Raw genomic sequence first — 24,023 nt, 5'->3', positions numbered from 1 at the left:
TTTACGTAAAAACCCTGAGTAAATTAACACTAAAATTACGCTCTACCATGAAGCAGTTGTTTCACCTTTCCCAAATTAGTAAAAAAGCAATTATTGTTACTTCTTGCTTTTTTTTGTTCCCTAGTTCATTATTGAGCGCCCAAGCTCAAACCAAAGGGGAACTACGACAGCAAGTAACCTTATTAGCTCAAGCAACGACATCAGAAAATAGTACTAAAGCAGACTTAGAAACTGCTAGCGCTAAAAAACTGGCAACTTACATCCTAGAATTTAATCGTAGTCCGATTGTGGGCAACCGGATGCGCTTGCGCGGGGTTTACTCAGAAGGTCGTCTTGCTTTTACCCGTCCCCGTGGCTGGAAACTAGATCGGGGTAAAATACAAGCCTTAATCCGCTTTCAACACTCACCAGCACTGTATGCCAATCGCTCCAACCTGACCGTGCTAGTCAATGGCACCAGTGTTGGTAGCGTACCGCTCAATCGCAAAGATTCCCAAGTAGGTCAAGTACTGTTCAATATTCCACCAAAGCTGGTTCAAGACTACAACGAACTCGTATTGGTGGCACAGCAGAATAACACTCTCGAATGTAGCGACCCCAGTAGTCCCGACTTGTGGACAGAGATTCTGCCAGATTCCAAATTAATCTTAAACTATGAACAGCAGTCGATTCCCCTAAATTTTAGCCGCTATCCTTATCCTTTCTTTGACGAACTCGGCTTAGAAACTAACCAAATTGCTTACTTGCAACCGAGTCAAGTTGATCAATCCTGGCTGACAGCAGCAGCTCGTTTACAAGCAGGATTGGGGAGAATCGCAGATTTTCGCCCGATTCAGACGAGTTTGGTGTCTAATGTGGTAAATGTGAAGGCAAGCGATCGCTTGGTGATCATTGGCACTCCCACCGAGCAACCAGCCCTAAATACTTGGAAGAATTTGCCCCTGAAAGTCGTCAGCAATCAAATTCTGGATCGTGATAACAACCCCGTACCTGATGAAACAGGGGTGTTGATGATCACTAAAACTGAAAAGAGCGGGGTTCCGGTTTTAATTGCCACTGGCAACAGCACAAAAGCTGTGGAAAAGGCTATCCAATTTTTATCACAGCCAGACTTACGGAAAATGGGGACTGGTCAGGTAGTTTTTGTCAATACCCTCAAAGAAAGCTCGACACTAGGACTGCGCCAATGGCCTCGTTATTTGCCAGAGCAAAATTCTTTTAAACTCAGCGACATCAAAACCCAGGTAAATGGTGAGCCGTTTAATGATGTCACTGTACGTGGAATGGCAGCACCACCAATCGAAGTCGATTTTCGCGCTTTGCCGGATGATAGATTTCTCCGGGGTAGTTCGATGAATTTGATCTACAGCTATGGGCCGCAGCTTAATCCTCGAACTTCTGCGCTCGAAGTTTTACTGGATGGAGTTTTCATCGGTGGAGTACGTCTTGATTCTGAGTCGGGAGAAACTCGCAAAAACCTCAAAGTCAATTTGCCGGAAAACTTGATCAAACCTAACTCAAAACTGCAAGTTTTCTTTCGGATGAGTCCCAGAGAACCGTTTGATAAACAGAACTGTCTTCAGCCACCAGATCAACAATTAACAGGTACGGTGCATTCTGATACTAGCTTCGATCTGAAGCGGGAGATATCTACACAATTACCAGACTTGAACCTGCTGAAATTTGGTTTTCCCTTTGCTGCACCACAGGATTTGTCCCAGACGGCGATTGTCGTGCCCCAAATCCCCTCGAAGACAGATATTTTGACCTTGTTAGCTTTTAGCGAACGCTTAGGCAGGCTCAGTCAAGCCGATACAGTCAAACTAGAAGTTTATACACCGGATGCTTTACCAACAAAAGTCCGCAAAAATGACCATTTGGTAGGAATTGGAACGCGGGAGGAGTTTCCTTTCCCGGAAGTGTTTAATTCCAGTGGCTTTAACTTGAATCAAGCATTTTCCCGCTCCTCTGCCTATGCTGCGATTCAGACCCCGCAGGACACACAAGGGATGATTAAGCAAATTATCTCTCCTTGGAATAGCGATCGCGTCGTTCTAGCTTTAACATCTCAAACCGAAACTGGTTTAGAGCGAGTGCGGCAAGTCCTTAATCAAGACTCGTGGTTCTTCCAACTCAAAAAGGATACGGTGCTAATTAGTAGCGATCAAAAAGACTCAGTTACTTACGATGCTGATGCCTATCAACTACAGTTTTTCCAAAGCGCCCCGAATAGTCGTCGCTGGGAAAATACCACTCCCCTCAGTAAAGCATCACGCTTTTTACAAGAAAATTGGCTGTTGCTACCTGTAGGTATTTTGAGTATTTCTCTAATTCTTTACGGGATTGTTCAGTTGTATCTCAAACGGCTAACTGCTGACAAAAAGTAGAGACTTTCCGTCAGGTATCGCTAACTTAAATTTAAATTTCAAAATTGAGATCAAAATGTCTTCTTCCCCCGACACATTGCCCCAAAAATCACGCGATCGCCAGCGCTTAAAATTGAGCCATTGGCTGATTGATATTACCCCCCGATTTTTTGACCGCACTCTCCAAAGGGTGGGTGTGAAACAGTTTAAGTGGCTTATCCTACTGCTATTGGTGCTCTCAGTCCCACTGATTATTACCCCGATAGAAGTTTGGCAGCAAGGATTGGTAGCAGTATTTCTGGTGCTACTCGGTCAACTGGTGATCCACGCAGAGTTTCAAGAGTCCTCTCCAGAAATCAGCCAGTATTACCACTTGTTTCTGCTGTGGCTGAGTATGATCACAACGCTGCGTTATTTATTCTACCGCACCAGTTATACCCTCAACTTTGATGGTTGGCTCAACAGCATCGCTTGTGTATTGTTGTTCCTCGCCGAACTCTATGCCATCCTCACCTTGGTACTGGCATACTTTCAAACTCTGAAAATTCAAGAACGCCAACCAGTTAATCTCACAACTATTCCTCAACACGAATGGTTCAAAGTCGATATTTACATCCCCACTTACAACGAAGACGTGGAGATTGTTCGTAAGACTGCCGTGGCAGCCTTGGCTTGTGATTATGCTGCCGATAAAAAAAAGGTTTATGTTCTTGATGATGGTCGTCCAGAAAAGTATAAAGAAAACGACCCCCGCCGAGAACAGTTTAGCGCCAGACGGGAACAGCTACGGCAAATGTGCGAAGAACTCGGCTGTATACACATGACGCGGGACAGTAATGACCACGCTAAAGCTGGTAATATCAATACCGCCTTTGAGAAAACCGACGGCGATTTAGTGTTGATTTTGGACTGTGACCACATTCCATCGCGGCAAATTCTCCTGCATACAATGGGTTTTTTCTTCGATCCCAAAGTATCCTTTGTCCAAACTCCCCACTGGTTCTATAACCCCGATCCCTTCGAGCGTAATTTGGTCACAAAAGGTAGAATCCCCGCAGGCAATGAACTGTTTTATAAGGTGCTGCAAAAGGGTAACGATTTTTGGAATGCTGCCTTTTTCTGCGGTTCGGCAGCATTAATCCGTAAATCCCACGCTTTAGAAGTTGGGGGAATTGCGGTGGAAACAGTGACAGAAGATTGTCATACTGCCTTGCGATTGCATTCGCTGGGTTACAAGTCTGTCTACTATGACAAAATTATGGTGGCTGGTTTAGCACCAGAAACGTTTTCTTCTTATGTGGGGCAACAAGTTCGCTGGGCAAGGGGGATGGCGCAGATTCTGCGATTGGAAAACCCCGTTTTTAATCGGAAGCTGAACCTGACATTTGCCCAGAGGATTTGTTACTTTAGCGCGACTTCGCACTTTTTGTATGGCTATCCTCGACTAACATATGCGATCGCACCGCCGCTATTTTTATTATTTGGCGTTAACTCTGTTCAAGGTTTGGGTTTAGAAACTCTAGCTTATGCCCTACCCCATATTCTCCTTTCCCTTTTTACTAACTACATCATTTACAAAAACGTCCGCTTCTCCTTCTGGAACGAAATTTTTGAATTTGCGATGGCTTTCCAGGCTGGGTGGGTGACGATGTTGGCGCTGTTTAACCCCAAACTAGGTTCATTTAACGTTACCGATAAGGGGACATCTATTAGCAAACGCATCTTTGATTGGGAATCAATGCGTGGTCTTTTGGTGGTGACAGCATTTGTAGTCTCTTCCTTACTGGCTGTTCCCTATTGGCTGCTGCTACGTCCTGAAGATTGGCAGGCGGTCTTAGTCAACACCATGTGGTCTATTTTTAATCTAGTTTTGCTCTCAGCTGCTTTGCTGGTTGGCTTTGAACAACCGCAAGTACGTACTGCCCACCGTTTACAGCGTCGTCTGCCCATTTTAATTACCAATAACGGTCAAACAATCATGGGCAAAACCGTGAATATTTCCGAAACTGGCGCCTTAATTTCTTTGGAAACCTGGCCCAATTTACTGGATGAAGTAGAAGTTGAGGTGATGGGAGATTATACTGCTAGCGCCTCTTTAACGGCGCAGATTGTCCGACTCTCTCCGATAAATGACACAGAAACGCTTTTGGGTGTTGATTTTGTGAAACTCAACAATGCCCAACGCGATGCTTTAACTCTAGTTTTATATTCTGATGTCCGGGAGTGGTATTCTCAGAAAGCCCAGTACGTAGACCAGCCCCTAGCTTCTCTGGGATTTCTAGCCACGAGTCTGACTCGGGCCTTGCGTGACCTCAACCAAACTAGCCGTAAAAAGGTACGCAAGCAGGTAAACACCAATAGTCAACTCTACTGGGATGGTAACTTCTTCTTTGGAGTAGCCACAGAACTAGGAACAACGGGTTTGCGCTTGGAAATAGAGGATAAAAAAGCCGTGTCTTCTCACAAAATGATCGGACAACAGGACTTGCATACGATGCGAACTGTTAAACCACTGGTTGGTTTACTGTTAAATCAGGATGCCGAGAATTTCTCATCTAACCGATTTGTTGCCGAAATTTATGCAGTAGAAGAACAAGCAAATGGCAAGATTGCGATCGAGTTAATTTTTCCAGAAAAATTCAAGGAACGCCAAGACACCAAAATTAAACAACTGTTGCAGGTTCTGTAATAACATTGGTGTCAATTTAAGCCAAAACACCTTAATTTTTGTTTAAGTCCCATTAGGAAGATTAATTAAGATAGCAGGGGGCAGAAAGGACTAGCTCTCTGCTGTTCCAAGCTCCCCGAATACGCTCAAGAGGATTTTAAATCCTCTTGGGATAAAGTTCATAGCTGGAAGTGAGTCAGAAAATCTGTAGCTGAGTGACCCCCATTTTTTGGAGTTTCAACCTCATGAAAATCTTTCCCGATTACGAGAGCACAGAAATTAACATCTGCTGGGATGGTATCGGGCAGTGGCAATCATCGGCGCAGAGAAAACAATCTAAAACTGTTTTACATTTTTGGTTTCCAGCGATTTCCGCATCTTAAACAATTGAGGCGTATTTCATTACTTCCCCACAAACCAGCAACAAGCCCGACCCCGCCAGTTACTAAACCTCCAACCAGAGCATGACCAACGTTGAAGCCTTTTTTGTTTGAAGTGATTTGGGTAGAACCACATTTGGGGCAGCTAATTGGTATTTCGTGTTGTATAACAGGCTGGACGACTACGTGGGTTTGGTGAACAACAGGTTGAGTCTCTGTGTATGCTTGTGTCCCTGGTAAATTAATTTTTTCTAAAATCAAAAATCTTGCTTTATCAAACTCGCTAAATTTATCATGAAAAAAAATTACCGTATCATGATTAGATGCAGCTTCCAAGTATTTTAGGTTTCCAGAGGAGCCTGCTATTTGAAAATAAATAAAGCCATACGAAAGAGAGCCAGAATTGTGAAATTGAATGTTAAGAATATTTCTGTAGGCAATGAAGCGCTCTCCTTTGGTATGAGAGGAAAAGAGTTTACCTAATCTTTTTATAAGTACACCGTCATTTTTAAGAGCCAGAATTGTTGCATCCCCATAACACTCAAAATCCTTAGATACTCTTGGCTTTGTTGCTTCGGCAGACAAAGCTTTTGGCTGTTTATTTAAAGATTGAGTATTCAAAAAGTCAAATTCTTGCTGCCAAACTGGAAAATCATTACCAGTTTGCTTACCATAAATTATTACTTTATTTATAGATTGTGGTTTTAATTTATTTATAGCGTTGTAAATGTAATTAAAAATTACTTGTTGCGGAGGTACTTCTGTTGCCTCAAAAATGATTTGTAGACACCCTTTTATAATATTAGCTTTTGCCAAAATGCCTTTAGGGTTTAATTGTTTATTTATAAGCGTAGCAATTGCTTGTGGATCGCCCTGTTTTGCTAATTCTAATAACTCTGGTTGATTCATGGTTGGAAGGAATTTAATTTTTAGTATTCCGCGGTATGAGTAGCATTCGCGCGAAAACGGCTTAAGAGATATTACATGAGTAATACAAGTATTTTCAGAAGCTGAAACCCTTATTTTATCGTTGACTAGTGACTCGATGATCAGCATTAGACTTATCCGGAAATGAGAACTTTATTTGGCTGAAACCTAGCTCTGGAGAGGGTTTTAGAGGTTCCTGTTTTATATAAGCTAAAAAGCCAGCTATGTAAGGGTTTCAGCTATTTTGAGGTTTATTTGTGGATAAGTCTATTAGTCAATGACCTTCGTTATCAGTATAATCCTTATCTAATAATGCTTTTAACCTTAACTCAGTTTTCTGTTCCGATGATACTTATACCCGAATCACAGTTTGCCAGCTAAGTTGATCAACTGTTTGAAGTTCACAAGATAAATGATGTTGTTGGCGCTGTCAATTTTGATCCACCCTTTCTCATGCAGCTTTTCCATAATTTTGGTGGTTTCTTCAACGCCAATTTCTGTCACCTCTGCTAAATCTTTGAAGGGAATGTTAAAAATTTCCTTCCCCAAATTTGATTCCTGACCATAACTTTCCCCTAAAGTCACTAGGGTATGGGCGAGTTTGACTGCTGGTGGTGAAGACCGCATTTGCAAGCGCAGGTTAATTTGCCGCAATCGCCGCACCATTAATTGCAACATCCGGTGATGTAACTGCGGGTCTTTAAACAATATTTGTATAAAACGCTCTCTGGAGATACTAAGCAACTTCACCGGTGAAAGGGCAATGACATCGGTTGAACGTGGAGATTCATCCAAAATTGCCATTTCTCCAAAAAAATCGCCACGCCCAAAAATTGCCAGAGCTACTGAATCTTCACCGACGGTACGTCGGACTTTGACCCAACCAGAGACAACGAAGTAAACGGCGTTCCCCCAAGCATCTTCCATCACAACAGCTCGCCCAGATGGGTATTCATGTTCAATTGCAACGTTGAGTAGCCATTCCAAAGTCTGGGGGGTGGCTGTACTCATTAAGGGGAAAAGTTCACTAAAAACCTCAGTTAGCATGAAATATTTGCAAGAGATGGATTCAAAAGCGGGAAATTAACTTTGCTACTATTAAGTTTGTTTAAACCGTAATCTTACTCAGAATACGATCACGAAATTTGTATTTATTTGAGATAAACCTCTAAGGTTGATCGGTCTGAGGTTCCATTAAAACATAACAATTATGTATGCGATCGAAATCAGGGGTTTCACTGACAGATTGATGATTAGCTGGTTGTTGGTAGATTGCTTTCCAGTGCTAGTATTTTGATCTGTTGGTCTAAATTTTTCACTAATTGATTCAGGGCAACCAAAGCCTCTGATTGCTGAGAGTCAAGGCTGGAATTCAGTAAAAACCGTTCTTGTAGTTCATCCAGCTTGAAGCTTAGTTGCTGAGAAATTCCGAAGGCATCGCGGCTCAAATGCGCCAACTGTTGTTGTTGATAGAACTTTAATGCTGCTCCCCGCAACACTTGGAGTGTTGCCTCTTCGCCGTAGATTCCTGGCATGACTCGCAAGCGTAATAACAAGTGATTTTTTTGATATACGTATTCCTTCTCTACCTGTTTTGGTTCTGTAACCGTGGTGACAGGCAGAGAAGCAAAGCGCTTTAATTCATTCAGTACTCCTTGGAAAACAGAGAGCGGTAATTTGTCTAATACAGACTGCAAGACTCCATTGTCACTCCATAATATCCTGCCTTCATAAGCTTGTCTTTCTAAATACAGCCGACCAATTCCCCCAGCCAGAATTCGCCCTAGCAATTCTTCTAGTAATTTCTTGGGTGGTAGTGTTGGTAGCACCTCAATAGGACTAAATAGTTCGGGAACTTGTGTAGACAAAATAGGTAAATTGTTTGGTGCTGCTGCTTTGGAAGTCTCTCCCTCTTGACCTCTGGAAATAGGGGTTAAGAACGTCGTAGTTTGAGATAATTTATCTAGCTCTGGAATAGGAGGCAAGTCTACGCGCTGCCAAGAATGTTGACGCTTTTGTGTCTGAAACAGCATCAATATTGGTTGCTGATTTGATTCCGATTCTGGATCTAGGGAGGGAATAGGTTTGTCAGTAATGGTAGCTGCACTATTTGTTGGGGGAAAGTCCTTTCTTGACTGATGCACTTGTTTGGCATCTAGCTGAGATGTATTCTTATAGTTGAGGTAGGCTGAGAGTATTCTGCGGTAAGCGTCGGCTGCGATCGTCTCAGTTACCGTTGTGCAATTGATATAAGACAAGATGCGACTAACGTAATCTAGTGCGTTGCGGTCTTGTAGATGAACCATACCTAGCAAGAGGTTGTTGTCTTCTAATTCCAAAGGCACAATCTGGTGATAGAGGCAAGCTTCAAAAGACAAAAGACTATCAATCAGCTGGAATATTTGCTTAGGAATGTCTACTCGATCCCAGTAACTTTGTGTAGCAATTAGCACTTGCTTACTACTTACTGCGGTATCTGTTAGTTTGCCTTTTGAAGACAACATAGGTTTGATTTACTTTGTGTTTGCTTTTATACTATCTTTCCTCTAATTTAGTAAACATCTAATCAAGATCCTTTGTTAAATTATTAAAAATTAAATTATCTATATAAATAGACGTAAGTAAATGATCAATTTTGGATTGTAGTTTAGTGATAATACTGAGTTCGGGATGAGGAGATGAAGAGGCAGAGGGGAGGAACTTGCTATATTCCCCTACTCACCTGTCTTCTCCATCTCCTACTCTTCCCCACGACCTCAGTAAATCAACTAGATGCTTCATAACTTACTCCTGAGTTCTTAAAGCTTGGGCTGCAAGATAGACTTTTGTCCATTCGCCTAGCACTTGATGGGTTTTGAGTTTTAAGTGTTCGGCTATTGCTTCTATTGAGTTACCTGCTTTCCGCAAATCTAGAATTTGCCGCCCCAGAGGAGTCAATTTTTCATCAAGTTGCTGCCATTGGTTTGGCGTTAACCCCAAGTTATGTTCTTGCAAGGAAATTGAGAGCCAACCGTCTACGAGTTCTGGTTTACCTTTGAGGGCAAAAACACGCACAGCATGGTAACTAATTTTTTCTCGCAGACGGTATACTTCCTTAGTCTGCTTATTCATTCTCTGGGCAATATCTTCCTGGGACTTACCTTGCAGATACAGTCGTAGCCATTCTACTGCCTCTGCCCCGAGATTTTCTTGTAAATAATTTTCAAATTCTTTTTGTACTGACTGGCGCAGTGCTTGTTGTTCCTCTAGTTGTTGTGCTTCTTGATATTCTGCGATCGCCTGACTATCCACTAAGTTAACTCGATTATCACTGTCGTCTGTGAGAACCTCTTCCGACACCAGTCTAATCAAGTCACGTCCTGGCACTTGGGTTAAGCCACCGCGCTGAGTCCGACGCAAGTAATTCACAAATCGGTAAGCTAATAGTGGTTGATTGCGTACTGGCCGCAGAGAATATTCTTCTACACTGGCAAATAGCAGAGCATCCCTTAATCGTCTATCACTTGTATATTTAGCAATATCAGCCATTTGCTGTTGCATGTGGCTATCGCTTTGTAGTAATTCTTGGAGTACTTCTTGTAACACATCGATTACACTGCGCTGGCGATCGCGGCTGAGGGAAACCCAAGTCTGAATCTTATTCCGTAATGTCACTAAACTCCCCAATCGCGTTATCAAGTTGCGATAAGCACGTTCTCGCCCTAGCCCCAAGTAGCGTTGAGATAAAATTCTCCAGCGATATTCCATCGCTTGCTTGGCAATATCAAATTCCTTCGGGTTAGACAGATCAAACCGTTTTGAGTCAGATCCAAATAGCCAGAGAATAATACTTTGCTTCGCGGCTTCATTTTGGTCTGGACATTCCGCAACCAAGCGCTTTTGCCAATCTAGAGCTAGTTGTTCCACATCCCTTGTCATAGTGAGATTGCGTTCCTCGAAACTCAATTTTGAAGTTTGCATCACAACCCCCATTCGTCCCACCTAATTGTTTAACTGGCAGTTGCCCCGGATTTCATGAGTCTCATGAAAATAGTTCAGTGATTCCACTTTTATTACGTCTTAATTCACTGAAATTATGCAGAAATTTCTATATTGATGTTTTCTTTTCAATTTCAAAATGCCCTAAACCCATGCCTATGAAGCGTTTAGGTCAATTCTATTTATTTAAACTTTTTGTAAAGTTGTGTTTTTTAACTGAGAACATAAATCTGCTTAGAATGGTTAAGAGACAGCTTTGCACGAGATAGATTGAGAAAATCTGACATTTTGTAACCGAATCGAGGAACGAATTTAATTTAACTCAATACTAGACGTTATTTCACCAGTATAAGTTTCAACCCTCTACAACCCCTTACGTAGTAAAATACCAGGGCAAACGCATCTAAATCACTCTTGATCACAACCAACATTAAGAACCAACGAAAAAATAAGCATTTCTCGTTTGGTTTAGTTTCTAACACTCAAAGCGATGTCTGTCTTGAAAAGTTCAGATCGGCGGAAGCCACCGCTCCGACTTTTCGCTACGACGGGCTACGCCTACGCTTAAATCTTGAACAATAAACAAGCGTTAATGAGATTAGCTGCAAGTCTATTGATAATATACGAGTGTTATTGACATAATGTGTTCACCCTGATTCTACTCCCATTTGAGGAAGAACCAAAAAAATCATTGAATCTCAAGCTTCTTGTTTTTCTGGTTTTTTGCTTTTCTATAAACGATAATAGTTTGAATTTTATGTATAGAAAATCTATAAAACTAATATATTTTTCAGATAAACTTCATATAAAAACTCATCATCAACTAAGTTCAAGCCTCACATCTATAGCAATCCTAAATGAGTTGTGAGAAAATACTGAGGAAAGGAGCAAAAATGATTGAAACTAAAAGCTGATTCGTAAATAAAATCTAAAGAGAACGGAATCTGGCTTCAGGGCAAACGCATCTAAATATTGACGAGCCTCAAAAAGAGTGAAATACGCTAACACTACAACAATAGCACAACTATATAGGGCTTTCAGAAAATTAAATATCCCCGTTTATCGAAATTATAATCGTAGTCTTGAATAAAATGCTCAAACGTTTGCCAACTTTGTTCGCAGTCATTGGGGGATAGAGAATTCATTACACTGCATATGAGATTTAACAAAGTATGTTCAGTTTAATTCCCCTGCCTCTTGTGGCAACAGGAATTGAACGCCTAATTAAAATCCCCGTCACAAAACGTAATTGCGAATTGCGAATTGCGAATTGGTTTAAATAGATTCTTAGATAAATACTATTGCTACAGTGTAGAATCAGCCCCAGTATGCCACATGGCGATGTCTACGATGGTCACTGAGTCTTTGTCGTACCCCTACTCTTAAGCAAGCTACGCGCAGCTTCTCGTAGAGAAGTGCGGGCTACGCTTATGCTATTCTGGATAGTTGGGATTAATAGGCAAATTTATCCTTTTTAAACTAGCTTCACCCACGACTGCGCCTCTAATCATTAGCAAGTTTTTCTTAAAACTTTTACATTCCTAAAAATGAATAGTCAACAGTCAATATTGATTTTGACTATTGACTTTGACTGTTGCTTTGCGTCTGCTTCAAAATTTAACTTATGCAAAATCTAAAAACAGAAAGAATGCAACCCTCAATAGTTTTAATGGTCAGAAGTCTTACAAGAGACTTCTCTTTAAATTCATTTATGAGGATTCTTCCTTTGAAATTTTGAATTCCCCCGCAGGGGGTTGACTCTATCGACCGTTCGATGATCTAACAACGGGATTTTCTACAGATTCTCGATACTGTTGGACTTCTGCTGTGTAACCAATTGGTAGAACAGCTTCAACGTTTTCATGGGGACGAGCAATAATCACCCAAGATTCTAGAGTACCGCCATAAACATTTTCTGCGGCTTCAATACCAGCAGCCATAGCAGCTTTCACTTCAGAAACATCGCCACGAATATTAACTGTAAAGCGAGCACTACCTACTCTGATATAACCAACGAGGGTGACTCGACCAGCTTTTAACATAGCATCTGCTGCTGCTAGCACCGCAGGAAAACCCTTCGTTTCAAGTGCTCCAACTGCCTGTAATGACATTATTAATCTCCTGTATGAATAAACGATATGGGGGCTACAAGTTAATTGTACGAAGTTTCACTACAGATTCTGATCGCAAAATTGCTTAGAACATGCGGAAAGGTTCTGATTCTTCTGTGAAATGGATTGGTAATATGGTTTCCACATTTTCCGGGGGATTAGGAACGATGTAGTAGGTAATTACTGTACCAACCTTGACTTCCTCTCCAGCTGCAATTCCGGCTTCAACAGCTCTATTTACTTCAGAAACGTGTCCCCGGACGGCGACTAACAAGCGAGCACTTTCCGCTTGACCATAATAGACAATTGTGACTGCGGCAGCTTTGACCATTGCATCTGCTGCTGCTAAGACACTAGGAAAACCTAAAGTTTCAATTACGCCAACCGCCATTGGCATGGCATTAGCTCCTGGATTAAGGGATATGCGACTTCAATTGTACGTGGCTTTAGTCCCAATTTTGACATTTTGGAAAACTTTCTTTGATACCATAATTTTTGGGGGAGTGGGGAGTGGAGAGTTTGGCATCAAGCTCTGATTGCTTTCACTAAAAGTGGTCGTTACAGTGCTTTTAGATTTGAAATACTATCACAAATTGTGCACCTAACGCTAATCTTATGGGGCGATTCCGATAAAATTTTGGGTACTAAGGATGGCATGAGATTTAAAAGGACAATTCCACACAGTACTCTCGTCTGGATTCAAAATTGTGGTCATCTCCCACACCTGGAACAACTACAAATCACCGCGCAGCATATTCAGGACTTAGGCAAACAATAGCTGAAACCCTGATTTTTAGGTAGGGGCAATTCATGAATTGCCCTTACAGCGTGTAGTTTTGCGTAAGTCCTAATATTTTAAACTTTCGATAATTGTAGTTTAAACCCAAGAAATCTGATGCATCTATTGCAACTTCTTGGGTGTACTTGGGGAGAACGTATCAAGGTAGCACAACTATTAATAATTTTTATGTAAGGCTGAATTGTAAAGTTTTTCATCTATTGCTAATGGCTTCTGTCAGAGCTACTATTTTTCTTTTTAATAGTGTTACTTTCATAGAATTTTAGGGAACTCTGTAGCTAGAGCGATCGCAAACCTGTCTTTCAAATAGACAGTAGTTCATTAGAGTTGATTTGGAAATTTACTAGAAAGTCAGTTTATAGATAAATAGCGATGAGAATAGAAAGAAATAATAGTCTGGATGCCTTGAAAGCATTAAGCATTGCTTTTGTTTTCATCTGGCATTTACGACCATTTCAATTTATTATAAATGATTCTGCTCATATGACTGTACTTCTTATTGCTAAAATTCTGAGGAATTTGGAACTGCAATTATATTTAACAGCCGTTCCGATTTTTTATCTTGTTTCTCTTTACTTATTTTTTCAGAAATCTGGCGACATTACATACTTCCAAAAAAGAATTACTAAGTTAATTAAAATTTATTTATTTTGGGTGATTGTTCAGAATATATTTTTTATTATAGCTACGAGAAAAATTCCTAATTTTTCATGGGAAGTCATTACAGGCTTAGAACCAAGCTTACCAATTGTTGGTGATTCAGTTTTCTATTTTCTCTTTAATCTAATTTGTTTGACAATTTTGGCCTTTTTATATCAAATCATAAAATCAGATTCTTTCAGAAGAATTATATCTTGTAGAATAATATTATTTTGTTTATTTTATTTTGAAGCCTGTTGTATACTAAATTTCAGTATTCCTTATCATTGGCTAATAAATTTTGTTATTTATATTCCCATAGCTTTTTACTTAGTTAAGTTTCCTGATAAATTATTAAATTTCAAATTTTACTACCTGATAGCATTTATACTTTTTTCATTTCATGACATTTATCTACGTACATATGGCTATTACTCAAGTATCTATGGAAGAATTGCCATTATTTGCGGAGCAATAACTATTTTCTGTTATGTTCATTCCCAAAAAGAAATAAAAGAGAATTTCTTGGTACAAAAATTATCTCAATACTCTCTTGGTTTGTTTTCATTACATAAATACTGGCAATACTTGTTCTTTTTGTTAATTAATAATTATAAAATTGGCATAGATATAGGATTTGTTGGAACTCCTTTGAGTACAATCTTTCTAATTGAAGGATTTTTTGTTGTATTTTTTACTATGTTATCAATTTATTTATTAAAGTTAACTCGTTTAAAACAGTTTGTTATCTAGAGCATCGATTCAACAATCAAAAACCAACCTCCAGCCCCTTCCTTACTAGGGAAGGGGGAGCCAAGATTAACTGACTTTAGTCAAGTAACCACATCTCATTAGAACTATCAGGATACTCATTTGGTTGATTTTGAGGTTGATTTTGAGCTAGTGTTTCCGATGACCGATGTGATTTCTTGTAGTTAAGTGGATTGTAGTGTTCTTTTACGGGTTTTATAGCACTAGTTTCCTTTACAGCTACAGCAAGTTTAGATTTATCTTCTGCTGTTTGTTTTAAAGAATTAATTTCTTCTATAAGCTGGGAATTTGCTTCTGCAAGTTGCAGTGCTGTTTTTTTGGTTTCATCAAGTTCTTTTGTTAGCTGTTCTAGTAATGATTTTTGTTCTGATGCAAACGTTTTTTGTTTAGATAATTTTGATTGCAAATCAGCAATGTCTTGTGCAAGAGATGCTTCTTTTTTGTGGCTTGTTTCTAAATTAGTTGTCAATTCTTTGACAGTTGTTTCTAAATCAGCCTTAGTGGAACTTGTGCGCTTAGTAGAAGTTGGCTCAAGTGTTTCTGCTGAGGATTCCTCATCAGATGAAGCCTCTTCTTCGGCAATTTTTTCAGATGTAACTTCGATCGCAGATTCACCTTCTGAGGGTGTAAATTTTTGCGCCTCTTCTTGTAATAAGTCAGAGAGACTTTGTTTCCTAGCCATTATTATTTTCTCCAATCACGCTGTAATTCATCAGCTGCACGACGGTAATCTAATTCCGCCTCCCGTGCGTTACTTCCTCGCCATTGAGTAATTGCTACACCTTCAAGTGCTGCTCGTTCATGAGCTTTATAGGCACGGATGAAAGTATTAAAAGTAGGAATACCTAAGCGAGTAAGAGTGTTTTTTGCTTCTAGTGCTTCCCCCAGACTGCGCGTATCGACTTTGGTAAGCAATACCCGATGGGGGGTTCCCAAGGGGATGACGGCTTCCTTGACTGTTTCCACGAGGATAGCTAAATCCATTGCGGCTGGGGGTGTAGGCAAAACTAGATAATCTGCGATCGCAATTACCGCCACTAATGCTTCAGAGCGCAGTGCGGGAGGCGTATCCACCACTACTAAATCGTAACCTGTTATCTTTCCTAAATCACCTAAAAGTGTCGGATCGGTTTCTTGAGATAAATCAAATCCCATTCCTTGCTGACTGCGCCCAAACCACCAGCTGGCAGAACCTTGAATATCTGCGTCAATCAAAAGCACCTTTTTTTTATTCGCAAAGTTTGCAGCCAGATTGACTGCGGTAGTCGTTTTACCGACTCCTCCTTTACCGTTGAGAATAGCGATGATTTTTGGCACTGCTTTAGCTAGGAAAAGGGAGTGGGGAACTCAGGGTTCCCTCTAGGGATTAGGGGCAATGGGGAGCGGGGAGTAGCCGAAGAAATCTTTTTCATGTTTGGTTGTGGGATTTTTTGACGATGGACTGACTTGAAAGAGTGTTGAGTACTGAGTTAGTCATTAGCAGTTATTAGTTATTATCCTTTTCTTTTCTCCCACTTTCTACTCACCACTCTCTACTCCCCACTCCCCATTGATTGAATATACCGCTTTCTGTAACCCTAAAGAACATGAAAACTCGTAACAATAAAATTCATCAGCCATTAATTCCCCAAAATTCTATGACAGCAACTTACCATCTGCCTGATGGGCCTCAAATACCGCGCTGGCTAAGGATGATCAAGTTTATTAGTCAGCCTGTGAAATATGTGGATGATTTTGCCAAAATCTATGGTGACACTTTCACGATCAGGAGTCGTCGCTCTGATAACCATCTTGTGTACTTTAGTCAACCCCAAGCACTTGAGCAGATTTTTACTGCTGATTCCAGCCATTTTGAGGTTGGGGGGGGGAACATGGGACTAAGATTTTTGCTGGGCGATCGCTCCTTTATGTTATCAGATGGCGATCGCCACCAGCGCCAACGGCAACTATTAACTCCTCCTTTTCATGGCGAAAGAATGCGAGCTTATGGTCAGGATATCTGTAAAATAACCCGACAGGTGAGTCATGAATGGCAAATTGGCAAGCCTTTCAATATCCGTGAGTCGATGCAAGAAATCACCTTGCGTGTTATTCTACGGGTTGTATTTGGTTTGAGTGAAGGACAGCTTTTTAAGGAACTGAGGCGATCGCTAAGTGACTTACTAAACTTCATCAGTTCGCCCGTAATGTCCAGCGCCTTCTTTTTCCGGTTCATGCAAAAAGATTTCGGTGCGTGGAGTCCGTGGGGTTGGATTCTGCAACAACGGCAAAAAATTGATCAACTTATTTATGCTTTGCTTCGAGAACGTCGGGCTGAATCTGAGCAAAATCGCCAAGATATCCTAAGTTTGATGATGGCGGCTCGTTACGACGATGGTCAAGGGCTGTCAGATGAAGAATTACACGATGAGTTAATGACATTGCTAGTTGCGGGACATGAAACTACCGCTTCGGCATTGACATGGGCTTTTTACTGGATTGACTATTTACCAGAGGTGCGTGAGAAGTTGCTACAAGAACTTAACACCATTGGAGTTAACCCCGATTTGAGTAGTGTGGCTAAATTGCCCTATTTGACAGCAGTTTGCCAAGAAACATTGCGAATTTACCCAATCGCCATGACTGCTTTCCCCCGGATTGTGAAGACCCCAATTACAATTATGGGCTACGAACTGCGAGAGGGAACGGCAATTGTCCCCAGTATTTATTTAGCGCATCATCGGGAAGAAGTTTACCCACAATCCAAGCAGTTCAAACCAGAACGCTTTTTAGAAAGACAATATTCACCTTATGAATATTTACCTTTTGGTGGCGGTAATCGTCGCTGTATTGGCATGGCATTTGCCCAGTATGAAATGAAAATCGTCTTGGCAACTGTTTTGTCTGAATTTCAAGTATGGCAGGTGAATAAGCGTCCTGTGCGTCCTGTGCGCCGTGGGTTAACTATAGCCGCACCCGCCGGAATGCGGATGATTGCAACACCTCAAGTAAAGCGTGCAAATACACCAGCGTTAGTTTAGGCAACTAGGGTGGGTATCAAAATGCCCACCCTACTATGGGGTAATAATTACGAATTAAATTTGACTACTATAGGAATCGTATTTGATTTTTGAAATTATCTACGTAGGCGGGGAGTGGAGAGTAGGGAGTAGGGAATAGGGAATTAGGCTTTTCGAGTTGTACCGAGCTTTTTCAGAAATCAAATATTAATCTTATATATCAGTAGTAAATTAAATGGAAGCTTTACCCAATAATTGGGAAGATATTCAACCTAATACTGTATATTTTCAACCGGTGGACTACTAGTCTCATTTGGAAGTGAACAAATAAAGTTTGCATTAAAATCCGATCGGAATGGCAAACATTAAAAAGCTATTGAGAAAGGGCAAGTACCTCCTCGCGGTAATCTGGGGTTAGTGACTTCCCAAGAATCGGACTACGATTTGAAATCTAAAGTATTAGGTAAAACTGGCGAGCGCCGATTTCATGCAAAATTTATTGATGGTATATTACACTTCCCCGGTTTGGTAACAGAACATTAAACCCGCAGAACTATGACAAAACTCGAATTAAAAAATCATCAAGTTTGGCGAGATTTAAGTGAAATATTAGAAACTTTAGATGCGAATACGCTTGTTAAACAACATTTGGAACTATCTGATTATAAAATATACGGCTACTGGGATGAACAAGATAAATATTATGAAACAATTACTTTGCCTCGTACCCTAGAAGCTGAATTAGTTAGTAGCTGTATTGGCGTTACCCACAAAGAACGCTTTCTACAACTAAAGTTTTTCCTTATAGCTTCTGCTGTTGATGGCACACAGACGGCAAATAATAACGCTCAAAAGCTAGGCGAGTTGGTTCTTATTTACAATGAAAATTTAGAGTTTATTGATGAAAGTTGGCTTTTAGATATCGATTCTTCAATGCTTGAGATACAACTCTGAAGTCTAGCAAAATTTATAGATACTCATCTCGCTATGAGGCTGCGTTTAACATCATCTGGCACTGTGCGAAAAATCTAACTTATCAATATTTCTACAAAGCAATCAACTAAACAATAAGCGCAGAGTTCTTATCTTCCTCCGCGTTCTTCTGCGCTTCCCTCCGCGTCCCTCCGCGTCCCTCTGCGTTAAAAAACAATCTCCTCCCTCATCCTCTCTTCCAGCACATCCAATAACCCATCCACATCCTTCCCAACTTCCTCAAAACAAATCGGTGGTGCTGGTGACGGTGCAAACTGAATTAACTTAATTTCCCCCTTCCCAATCCCAATCATCACAACTTCCACATCCGGCTGATGATTCTCAACAATTCCCAAAATTTCCTGAAGCCGATTATCAACTTGATTATTTAACTTATCTATCTGCTCTTTCGGACAATAAACAAAATGTGGCGTTGGTTGCAAATCAATACCAACAGTACCCTGACTGTCGCCATTTGCTAACCACAATCCCCAAAAAAGCGCCGCCAATTCTTGCTGATTTGCTTTCACAAACTTATCCAACTGGCGACGCCACTTGTTATCACCTGATTCTGGTTGACTATTACCAAAAAACATAAATAATTTGTAATGAAGACACAAAACTTTGCGCGAAAGTTATCTCAAACCTGACTGTACACGCCAGAGACTAGAATAAATCCCATCTTTCTCCAGCAATTGCTCATGGGTTCCCGACTCTACTAATTTCCCATGTTCCATGACATAAATGCAATCGGCATTGCGAATGGTGGAAAGACGATGAGCGATCGCAATTGTAGTTCTATCGACAGTAATCCGTTCGAGCGATCGCTGGATTGCTGCTTCTGTCTCATTATCCACCGCCGAGGTCGCTTCATCTAAAATCAGAATCGGGGGATTTTTGAGAACTGCACGGGCGATCGCAATCCGTTGTCTTTGTCCACCAGATAACTTTTGTCCTCTTTCCCCGACAATTGTCTGATAACCTTGGGGCAATTCAATAATAAATTCGTGCGCCTCGGCTACCTTCGCCGCCCTGATGATTTCTTGCTCTGTAGTCTCAAAGCTACCATAGGCAATATTTTCCCCTACAGTGCCATGAAATAGAAAGACATCCTGACTCACCAAACCAATGCAACGGCGTAAATCTTGCAAATTCAAACTTTGTAAATCAATGCCATCGAGAGTAATACTTCCCGTTTGCACTTCGTATAACCGCAATAAAAGTTTGACTAAAGTGCTTTTACCAGAACCCGTTGAACCGACAATTGCAATGGTTTTTCCCGCCGGAATATCCAAAGACAGATTTTTAATAACTGGAAATCTATCTTGATAGGCAAAATAAACATTTTTAAATTGCACTTCACCGCGCACTTCATCCACAGGTAAGGATACATTACCTGTATGAATAGCGATGGGAGTATCTAACAAATTCATGACTCGATTAGTAGAAGCCATTGCCCTTTGATATTGGTCAAAAGTTTCGCCTAATCTTGTTAAAGGCCACAGCAAGCGCTGGATTAAAAACACTAATACGCTGTAAGTACCTACAGACATTGCTCCAGAAACTGCTGCCATCCCGCCATACAACAGTAATGCCGTGAAACCCACCAAAATTAGCATCCGAATTAATGGGACAAAAGCAGCAGAAAGAAGAATTGCTTTAGAGTTACTACGACGATAAGCATCACTATCTAATTCCAAACGGGAGGCTTCATAAGCTTCGGAGGTGAAACTTTTAATAGTAGTAATTCCGCTGATATTGTTTGACAAACGCGAATTGAGGAAACCCACCTTTTCCCGGACATCAGCATAGCGAGGCGCAAGTAATCGTTGATAGGCAAAGGAACCCCAGAGAATAAATGGCATCGGTGACAAAGCCATCCACGCTACACTAGGAGCCAAAATAAAGAAAGCAGCGCCAATAATTACAACAGTTGCGGAAACTTGGATAATATCATTCGCTCCTCCATCCAAAAATCGCTCTAATTGGTTAATATCATCACTGAGAATAGACATTAAACCGCCAGTGCTGCGTTCTTCAAAATAAGCCAATTCCAACTCTTGCAAATGTTTGTATGCATCCAAACGCAAGTCATGCTGAATATTCTGAGCCAAATTACGCCAAAGTCGAGCGTAGGCGTACTCAAAAACAGATTCTAGTATCCAAATGATCACAGTCAGGAAGGAAATAATCAAAAATTGTTGAAAGACATCGCGTACCCCTAACTGTGCAATTATGGAATCCTGCTGTTTGACTACCACATCCACCGCGACGCCAATTAAGCCGGGTGGTGCCAAGTCGAAAAATTTATTCAGGGTAGAATAAGTAGTCGCCAGCCAAATTTGTTTACGATACTGGTGTCCATACTCAAGCAAACGCTGGAGAGGATGCGTTGAATGTTTACGCCTTCTTGATACCCGATGAGATTTTAATACTGTAGTCACGGCTTTTTGCGGTTTCGTGCAGTTGATATTAACACAGAACACACTCCTGAGTCCTGAGTCTGAAGATTAAAGACTTAATGTAATTGGCAAGATGATTATGCAAGAAAAGTAGAAGAATACGCTTTTCTTAACATCCCAGAATATTGGATTGTAGACTTTCGGGGCTTAGGTGGTTTGCAATTTATCGGCAATCCCAAACAACCTACCTTCACAGTTTGTCAGTTAGTGAACGGTGTGTACCAGCAGCAACAATATCGCTTAGGAGATACTACTTATTCTGAGATATTGCCAAATTTAAAACTTAAACTCGACGACATTATGCATATTTGACAAATAAAATTTTGTTTTGGCTGAGGTGAGGTAGGGGCGTTCGCTACGGTTTTCTAAGCTAGAATACCAAAGTTGTGTTTAGATACATCTGACTTGTAAGCTGATTTGAGAGGATATAGTCAAACAGCACAATGAAATATTCTGATTTCATTCAAGAAAGTTCGGCCATGCTTCTGATTGATCATGAAGTTGGCACGATAAAGCTGATTAAAAACTTCCCTCTGACCGAGGTAGAAAAGAATACTCTTACACTTGCGAAAGTGGCAAAGTTGCTTAAGATACCTGTAGTTTTGACAAGTACCCTAAATAATGCAGTTTCATTAGACCTTTTGCAAAAGTCATTTAAGCAGATTGAGTTTTGGGGAGACGAAGCTCATAGTTGTACAAACCAGCTATGAGATTAAATCTCAAAGCAAATCTTTTTCGACGATTGCGATAACGGTCAGACAAAATTTTAAATATTTTCAGTTTTCGATTGATATGCTCACCCACAACTCGGACTTTGGCTAACTCTTGATTACTTTTTTTATCTTCACGGTTGAGTTCACCACCTAAGCGGTTTCTTTTTTGGTATTCGGCTCTTGGCATGAAGTTTATGAATTCCTTGATATCCTTTATCACCCAAGCATTCGATATCTTTTCTTAACCTAACTTTACTATTTTTGAAGATACGAAAATCATGCTCTTTTCCCTTACCATGTGCGGTACAGAGGATTTCTCCAGTACTTCGGTCTACGACAACTTGAGATTTTAATGTATGTCTTTTCTTTTTACCACTATAAAACTGTTTCTGTTTTTTTTAGGACGTTCTATCGGACTTTCCGTAACATCCACTACCACTACTTCTATCTGATAATTTTGGTAGGAAAGCTTTTTCTTCCCAGGAAGCGAAAATTCTCTTGAACTGATGAGAATATCTTCGATTTTTCTAATGATACGATATGCTGTTGACTCGTTGACTCCCCAAGATTGGCCAATATTAAAATAGGTGCGGTACTCCCTCCAATACTCCAATGTCATCAACAATTGGTTTTCTAAGCTCAGTTTACCTGGTCGCCCTGTTTTCAGCTTTGTTTTTGAACGCGGTAAGCGAAGCCATCCTGTTAGGCTTATCGCACTACCTCTGTCATCTGAATAAAAGTCTCAGGATGCACACCACACAAGCGTTTGAATTCTTCCGGTTTGAGATTTTTTACCTTTTCGTAGGTCATAGATGTAAAGAAAGTTCTAACCTACTTGTCCCACGCTCATGAGACTTTTGCAAGAGGTCTACTGACTCGAATGGCACTAAGAAAAGCTGAAATAGTTGCAGGATAAGGAGTTTATAAAACTAATAGTTTTCAGGTCGGGAATCAGAATAATCTGCAACTCTCAGTTTGCGATCGCTGCTTCATTAGTCTACATTTTTCCAAAGAGATGAAACCCTTGTAAATAATACATTTGCGCTTTTCTTAGTGCCATTCGCCTTAAAACCCTTTTCTGTGTTGATCACCAAAATCTGACAAGAACCTTAATGTGGTTTCAAAATCGCCTTGTTTGCAGTTTGAAGCGTTTCTGTCTGCAGTTCCTTACATATACCTACCGCTTGACTACTGGTCAAGCGGTCCTAAAGCCTTCTACAAAACAAATCCTATAGCAGAATGGTAATGATTCACATCTCCCCCTCTCGACAAGCCTCTTAAAAAGCAGCAGGGATGGGTGGCGGCGAAATACTCTTACCCCAGGGCGAACGCATCATGTCAAGAAGACTACTATATTCTCAATAAATCCAAAAGCAATCTCATTAAGCTTTGTTTATTCACAAAGAATTAAGCGTTGGCGTAGCCCGCCGCAGGCATCGCTTTGAGGGTTAGAAAACAAATCAAACAAGAAATACTGATTTTTTCATTGATTCTTAACCTCGGTGGTGAGCAAGTATAATTTAGATGCGTTTGCCCTGGTTTCTGCCTGAAACAGCACCAATAGTAGATTGAAAACTGAAAGTTGCTCAAAAAATCAGATTTAGGTAGGTAAAAATTCTGGCAAATATCATTGGAACTAAGGGTAACGATATCCTATTCGGCAGTAACACCGACACTTTGACTGGTGCAGGTGGCAACGATATTTACGAATCCGACTACGGGACTTATATCACTTTCTACTGTCATAATAGTGTCCAGTGAACAGTCTAACATGCGGCGATCGCGCTCTTGCGGGCGGGTACGCCATCGCGCTGCGGGCTGCTCCCATTCAGAGATGTCGTTTAACTACACATTTGCCGACTTTTTTAGAGTTAAAACCCTGTTATATGGTAAATGGCGAGATATGAATTTTTCTAGTTTAAGTAATGATATTTTTAAAATAATTCGTACTAACTAGTCCAATTGGAGAATTGTCATACTCAAAATCATGAGAGTCGCTTACGTATTAAAGAATAAGTTTATCTACAACAACGCTTCAGATTACTTTTAAATAAAACTGATAAGCTATACACTATCCAATATTTAATAGTTAGATTCAGGTAGTGACACAATGTCTTCATCCATATCTTACTAAATTTTATATATTGTTAATTGTGAACAACGTTATAGCGTTGAAATTTCTAAGCATAAGTCAATAATGATAAAAAAATATCGGGTTATTTCCTCAACTTCGATAGT

At 40.5% G+C, this 24,023-nt stretch carries 14 protein-coding genes and 4 pseudogenes; 7 read left to right on the top strand and 11 right to left on the bottom strand.

Annotated features, from left to right (window positions below):
* The first annotated feature begins 47 nt into the window (after nucleotides 1-47).
* Nucleotides 48-2,387, top strand: a complete 2,340-nt coding sequence (locus PUQ00_RS04095; RefSeq protein WP_300413438.1) for a cellulose biosynthesis cyclic di-GMP-binding regulatory protein BcsB — start codon at nucleotides 48-50, stop codon at nucleotides 2,385-2,387.
* 55 nt (nucleotides 2,388-2,442) lie between these two features.
* A pseudogene (bcsA, locus tag PUQ00_RS04090) lies at nucleotides 2,443-5,101 on the top strand (UDP-forming cellulose synthase catalytic subunit).
* Between the two features lie 280 nt (nucleotides 5,102-5,381).
* On the opposite strand, the gene PUQ00_RS04085 reads toward bcsA, so the two are convergent.
* The 6 genes from PUQ00_RS04085 to PUQ00_RS04060 all read right to left on the bottom strand — a co-directional run bounded on the left by PUQ00_RS04085 (nucleotide 5,382) and on the right by PUQ00_RS04060 (nucleotide 12,827).
* Nucleotides 5,382-6,470 (bottom strand): hypothetical protein, encoded by a 1,089-nt coding sequence (locus tag PUQ00_RS04085; RefSeq protein ID WP_300413436.1) that lies wholly within the window; start codon nucleotides 6,468-6,470, stop codon nucleotides 5,382-5,384.
* Between the two features lie 234 nt (nucleotides 6,471-6,704).
* The gene (locus tag PUQ00_RS04080) at nucleotides 6,705-7,388 is read right to left on the bottom strand and encodes a Crp/Fnr family transcriptional regulator (protein WP_300413434.1); all 684 of its coding nucleotides are present in this window, start codon (nucleotides 7,386-7,388) and stop codon (nucleotides 6,705-6,707) included.
* Between the two features lie 206 nt (nucleotides 7,389-7,594).
* Entirely contained in the window at nucleotides 7,595-8,845 is a 1,251-nt protein-coding gene (locus PUQ00_RS04075; RefSeq protein ID WP_300413432.1) for a pilus assembly protein PilB, read from the bottom strand.
* Nucleotides 8,846-9,125: 280 nt separating this feature from the next.
* Nucleotides 9,126-10,313, bottom strand: coding sequence for a HetZ-related protein 2 (locus tag PUQ00_RS04070; protein ID WP_300413430.1), 1,188 nt, complete (start codon nucleotides 10,311-10,313; stop codon nucleotides 9,126-9,128).
* Nucleotides 10,314-12,079: 1,766 nt separating this feature from the next.
* Nucleotides 12,080-12,430, bottom strand: coding sequence for a carbon dioxide-concentrating mechanism protein CcmK (locus PUQ00_RS04065; protein WP_300413428.1), 351 nt, complete (start codon nucleotides 12,428-12,430; stop codon nucleotides 12,080-12,082).
* 85 nt (nucleotides 12,431-12,515) lie between these two features.
* Nucleotides 12,516-12,827, bottom strand: a complete 312-nt coding sequence (locus PUQ00_RS04060) for a BMC domain-containing protein (RefSeq protein WP_300413426.1) — start codon at nucleotides 12,825-12,827, stop codon at nucleotides 12,516-12,518.
* A 123-nt stretch (nucleotides 12,828-12,950) separates the two neighbouring features.
* Between PUQ00_RS04060 and PUQ00_RS04055 the strand changes: the two are divergent.
* Nucleotides 12,951-13,208 (top strand): annotated as a pseudogene (locus PUQ00_RS04055) (alpha/beta hydrolase); the annotation flags it as partial.
* A 393-nt stretch (nucleotides 13,209-13,601) separates the two neighbouring features.
* Nucleotides 13,602-14,621: an acyltransferase family protein gene (locus tag PUQ00_RS04050; RefSeq protein ID WP_300413424.1), complete on the top strand. Its 1,020-nt coding sequence runs from the start codon at nucleotides 13,602-13,604 to the stop codon at nucleotides 14,619-14,621.
* A gap of 76 nt (nucleotides 14,622-14,697) precedes the next feature.
* Here the strand turns inward: PUQ00_RS04050 and PUQ00_RS04045 are convergent, their stop codons facing one another.
* Complete coding sequence (locus PUQ00_RS04045) at nucleotides 14,698-15,321, bottom strand: hypothetical protein (RefSeq protein ID WP_300413422.1); 624 nt, start codon at nucleotides 15,319-15,321, stop codon at nucleotides 14,698-14,700.
* Nucleotides 15,322-15,323: 2 nt separating this feature from the next.
* The gene (locus PUQ00_RS04040) at nucleotides 15,324-15,956 is read right to left on the bottom strand and encodes a ParA family protein (RefSeq protein WP_300413420.1); all 633 of its coding nucleotides are present in this window, start codon (nucleotides 15,954-15,956) and stop codon (nucleotides 15,324-15,326) included.
* Nucleotides 15,957-16,276: 320 nt separating this feature from the next.
* On the opposite strand from PUQ00_RS04040, the gene PUQ00_RS04035 reads away from it, so the two are divergent.
* Together PUQ00_RS04035 and PUQ00_RS04030 are read left to right on the top strand one after the other, a co-directional pair.
* Entirely contained in the window at nucleotides 16,277-17,659 is a 1,383-nt protein-coding gene (locus PUQ00_RS04035; RefSeq protein ID WP_300413529.1) for a cytochrome P450, read from the top strand.
* A 534-nt stretch (nucleotides 17,660-18,193) separates the two neighbouring features.
* On the top strand, nucleotides 18,194-18,592 hold the full coding sequence (locus PUQ00_RS04030; protein WP_300413418.1) for a hypothetical protein: 399 nt from the start codon (nucleotides 18,194-18,196) through the stop codon (nucleotides 18,590-18,592).
* A 185-nt stretch (nucleotides 18,593-18,777) separates the two neighbouring features.
* On the opposite strand, the gene PUQ00_RS04025 is transcribed toward PUQ00_RS04030, so the two are convergent.
* Entirely contained in the window at nucleotides 18,778-19,206 is a 429-nt protein-coding gene (locus PUQ00_RS04025; protein WP_300413416.1) for a hypothetical protein, read from the bottom strand.
* A 39-nt stretch (nucleotides 19,207-19,245) separates the two neighbouring features.
* Nucleotides 19,246-21,054 carry an ABC transporter ATP-binding protein gene (locus PUQ00_RS04020; protein ID WP_300413414.1) on the bottom strand — a complete coding sequence of 603 codons (1,809 nt, stop codon included), beginning with the start codon at nucleotides 21,052-21,054 and terminating at the stop codon, nucleotides 19,246-19,248.
* Between the two features lie 81 nt (nucleotides 21,055-21,135).
* On the opposite strand from PUQ00_RS04020, the pseudogene PUQ00_RS04015 reads away from it, so the two are divergent.
* Nucleotides 21,136-21,384 (top strand): annotated as a pseudogene (locus tag PUQ00_RS04015) (Uma2 family endonuclease); the annotation flags it as partial.
* Between the two features lie 342 nt (nucleotides 21,385-21,726).
* Here the strand turns inward: PUQ00_RS04015 and PUQ00_RS04010 are convergent.
* A pseudogene (locus tag PUQ00_RS04010) lies at nucleotides 21,727-22,595 on the bottom strand (IS5 family transposase).
* Nucleotides 22,596-24,023 lie beyond the last annotated feature (1,428 nt).

It is taken from the genome of Nostoc sp. S13 (assembly GCF_029379315.1).
Classification (GTDB): Bacteria; Cyanobacteriota; Cyanobacteriia; order Cyanobacteriales; family Nostocaceae; genus Nostoc.
This window is presented reverse-complemented; position numbering and strand designations above follow the sequence as displayed.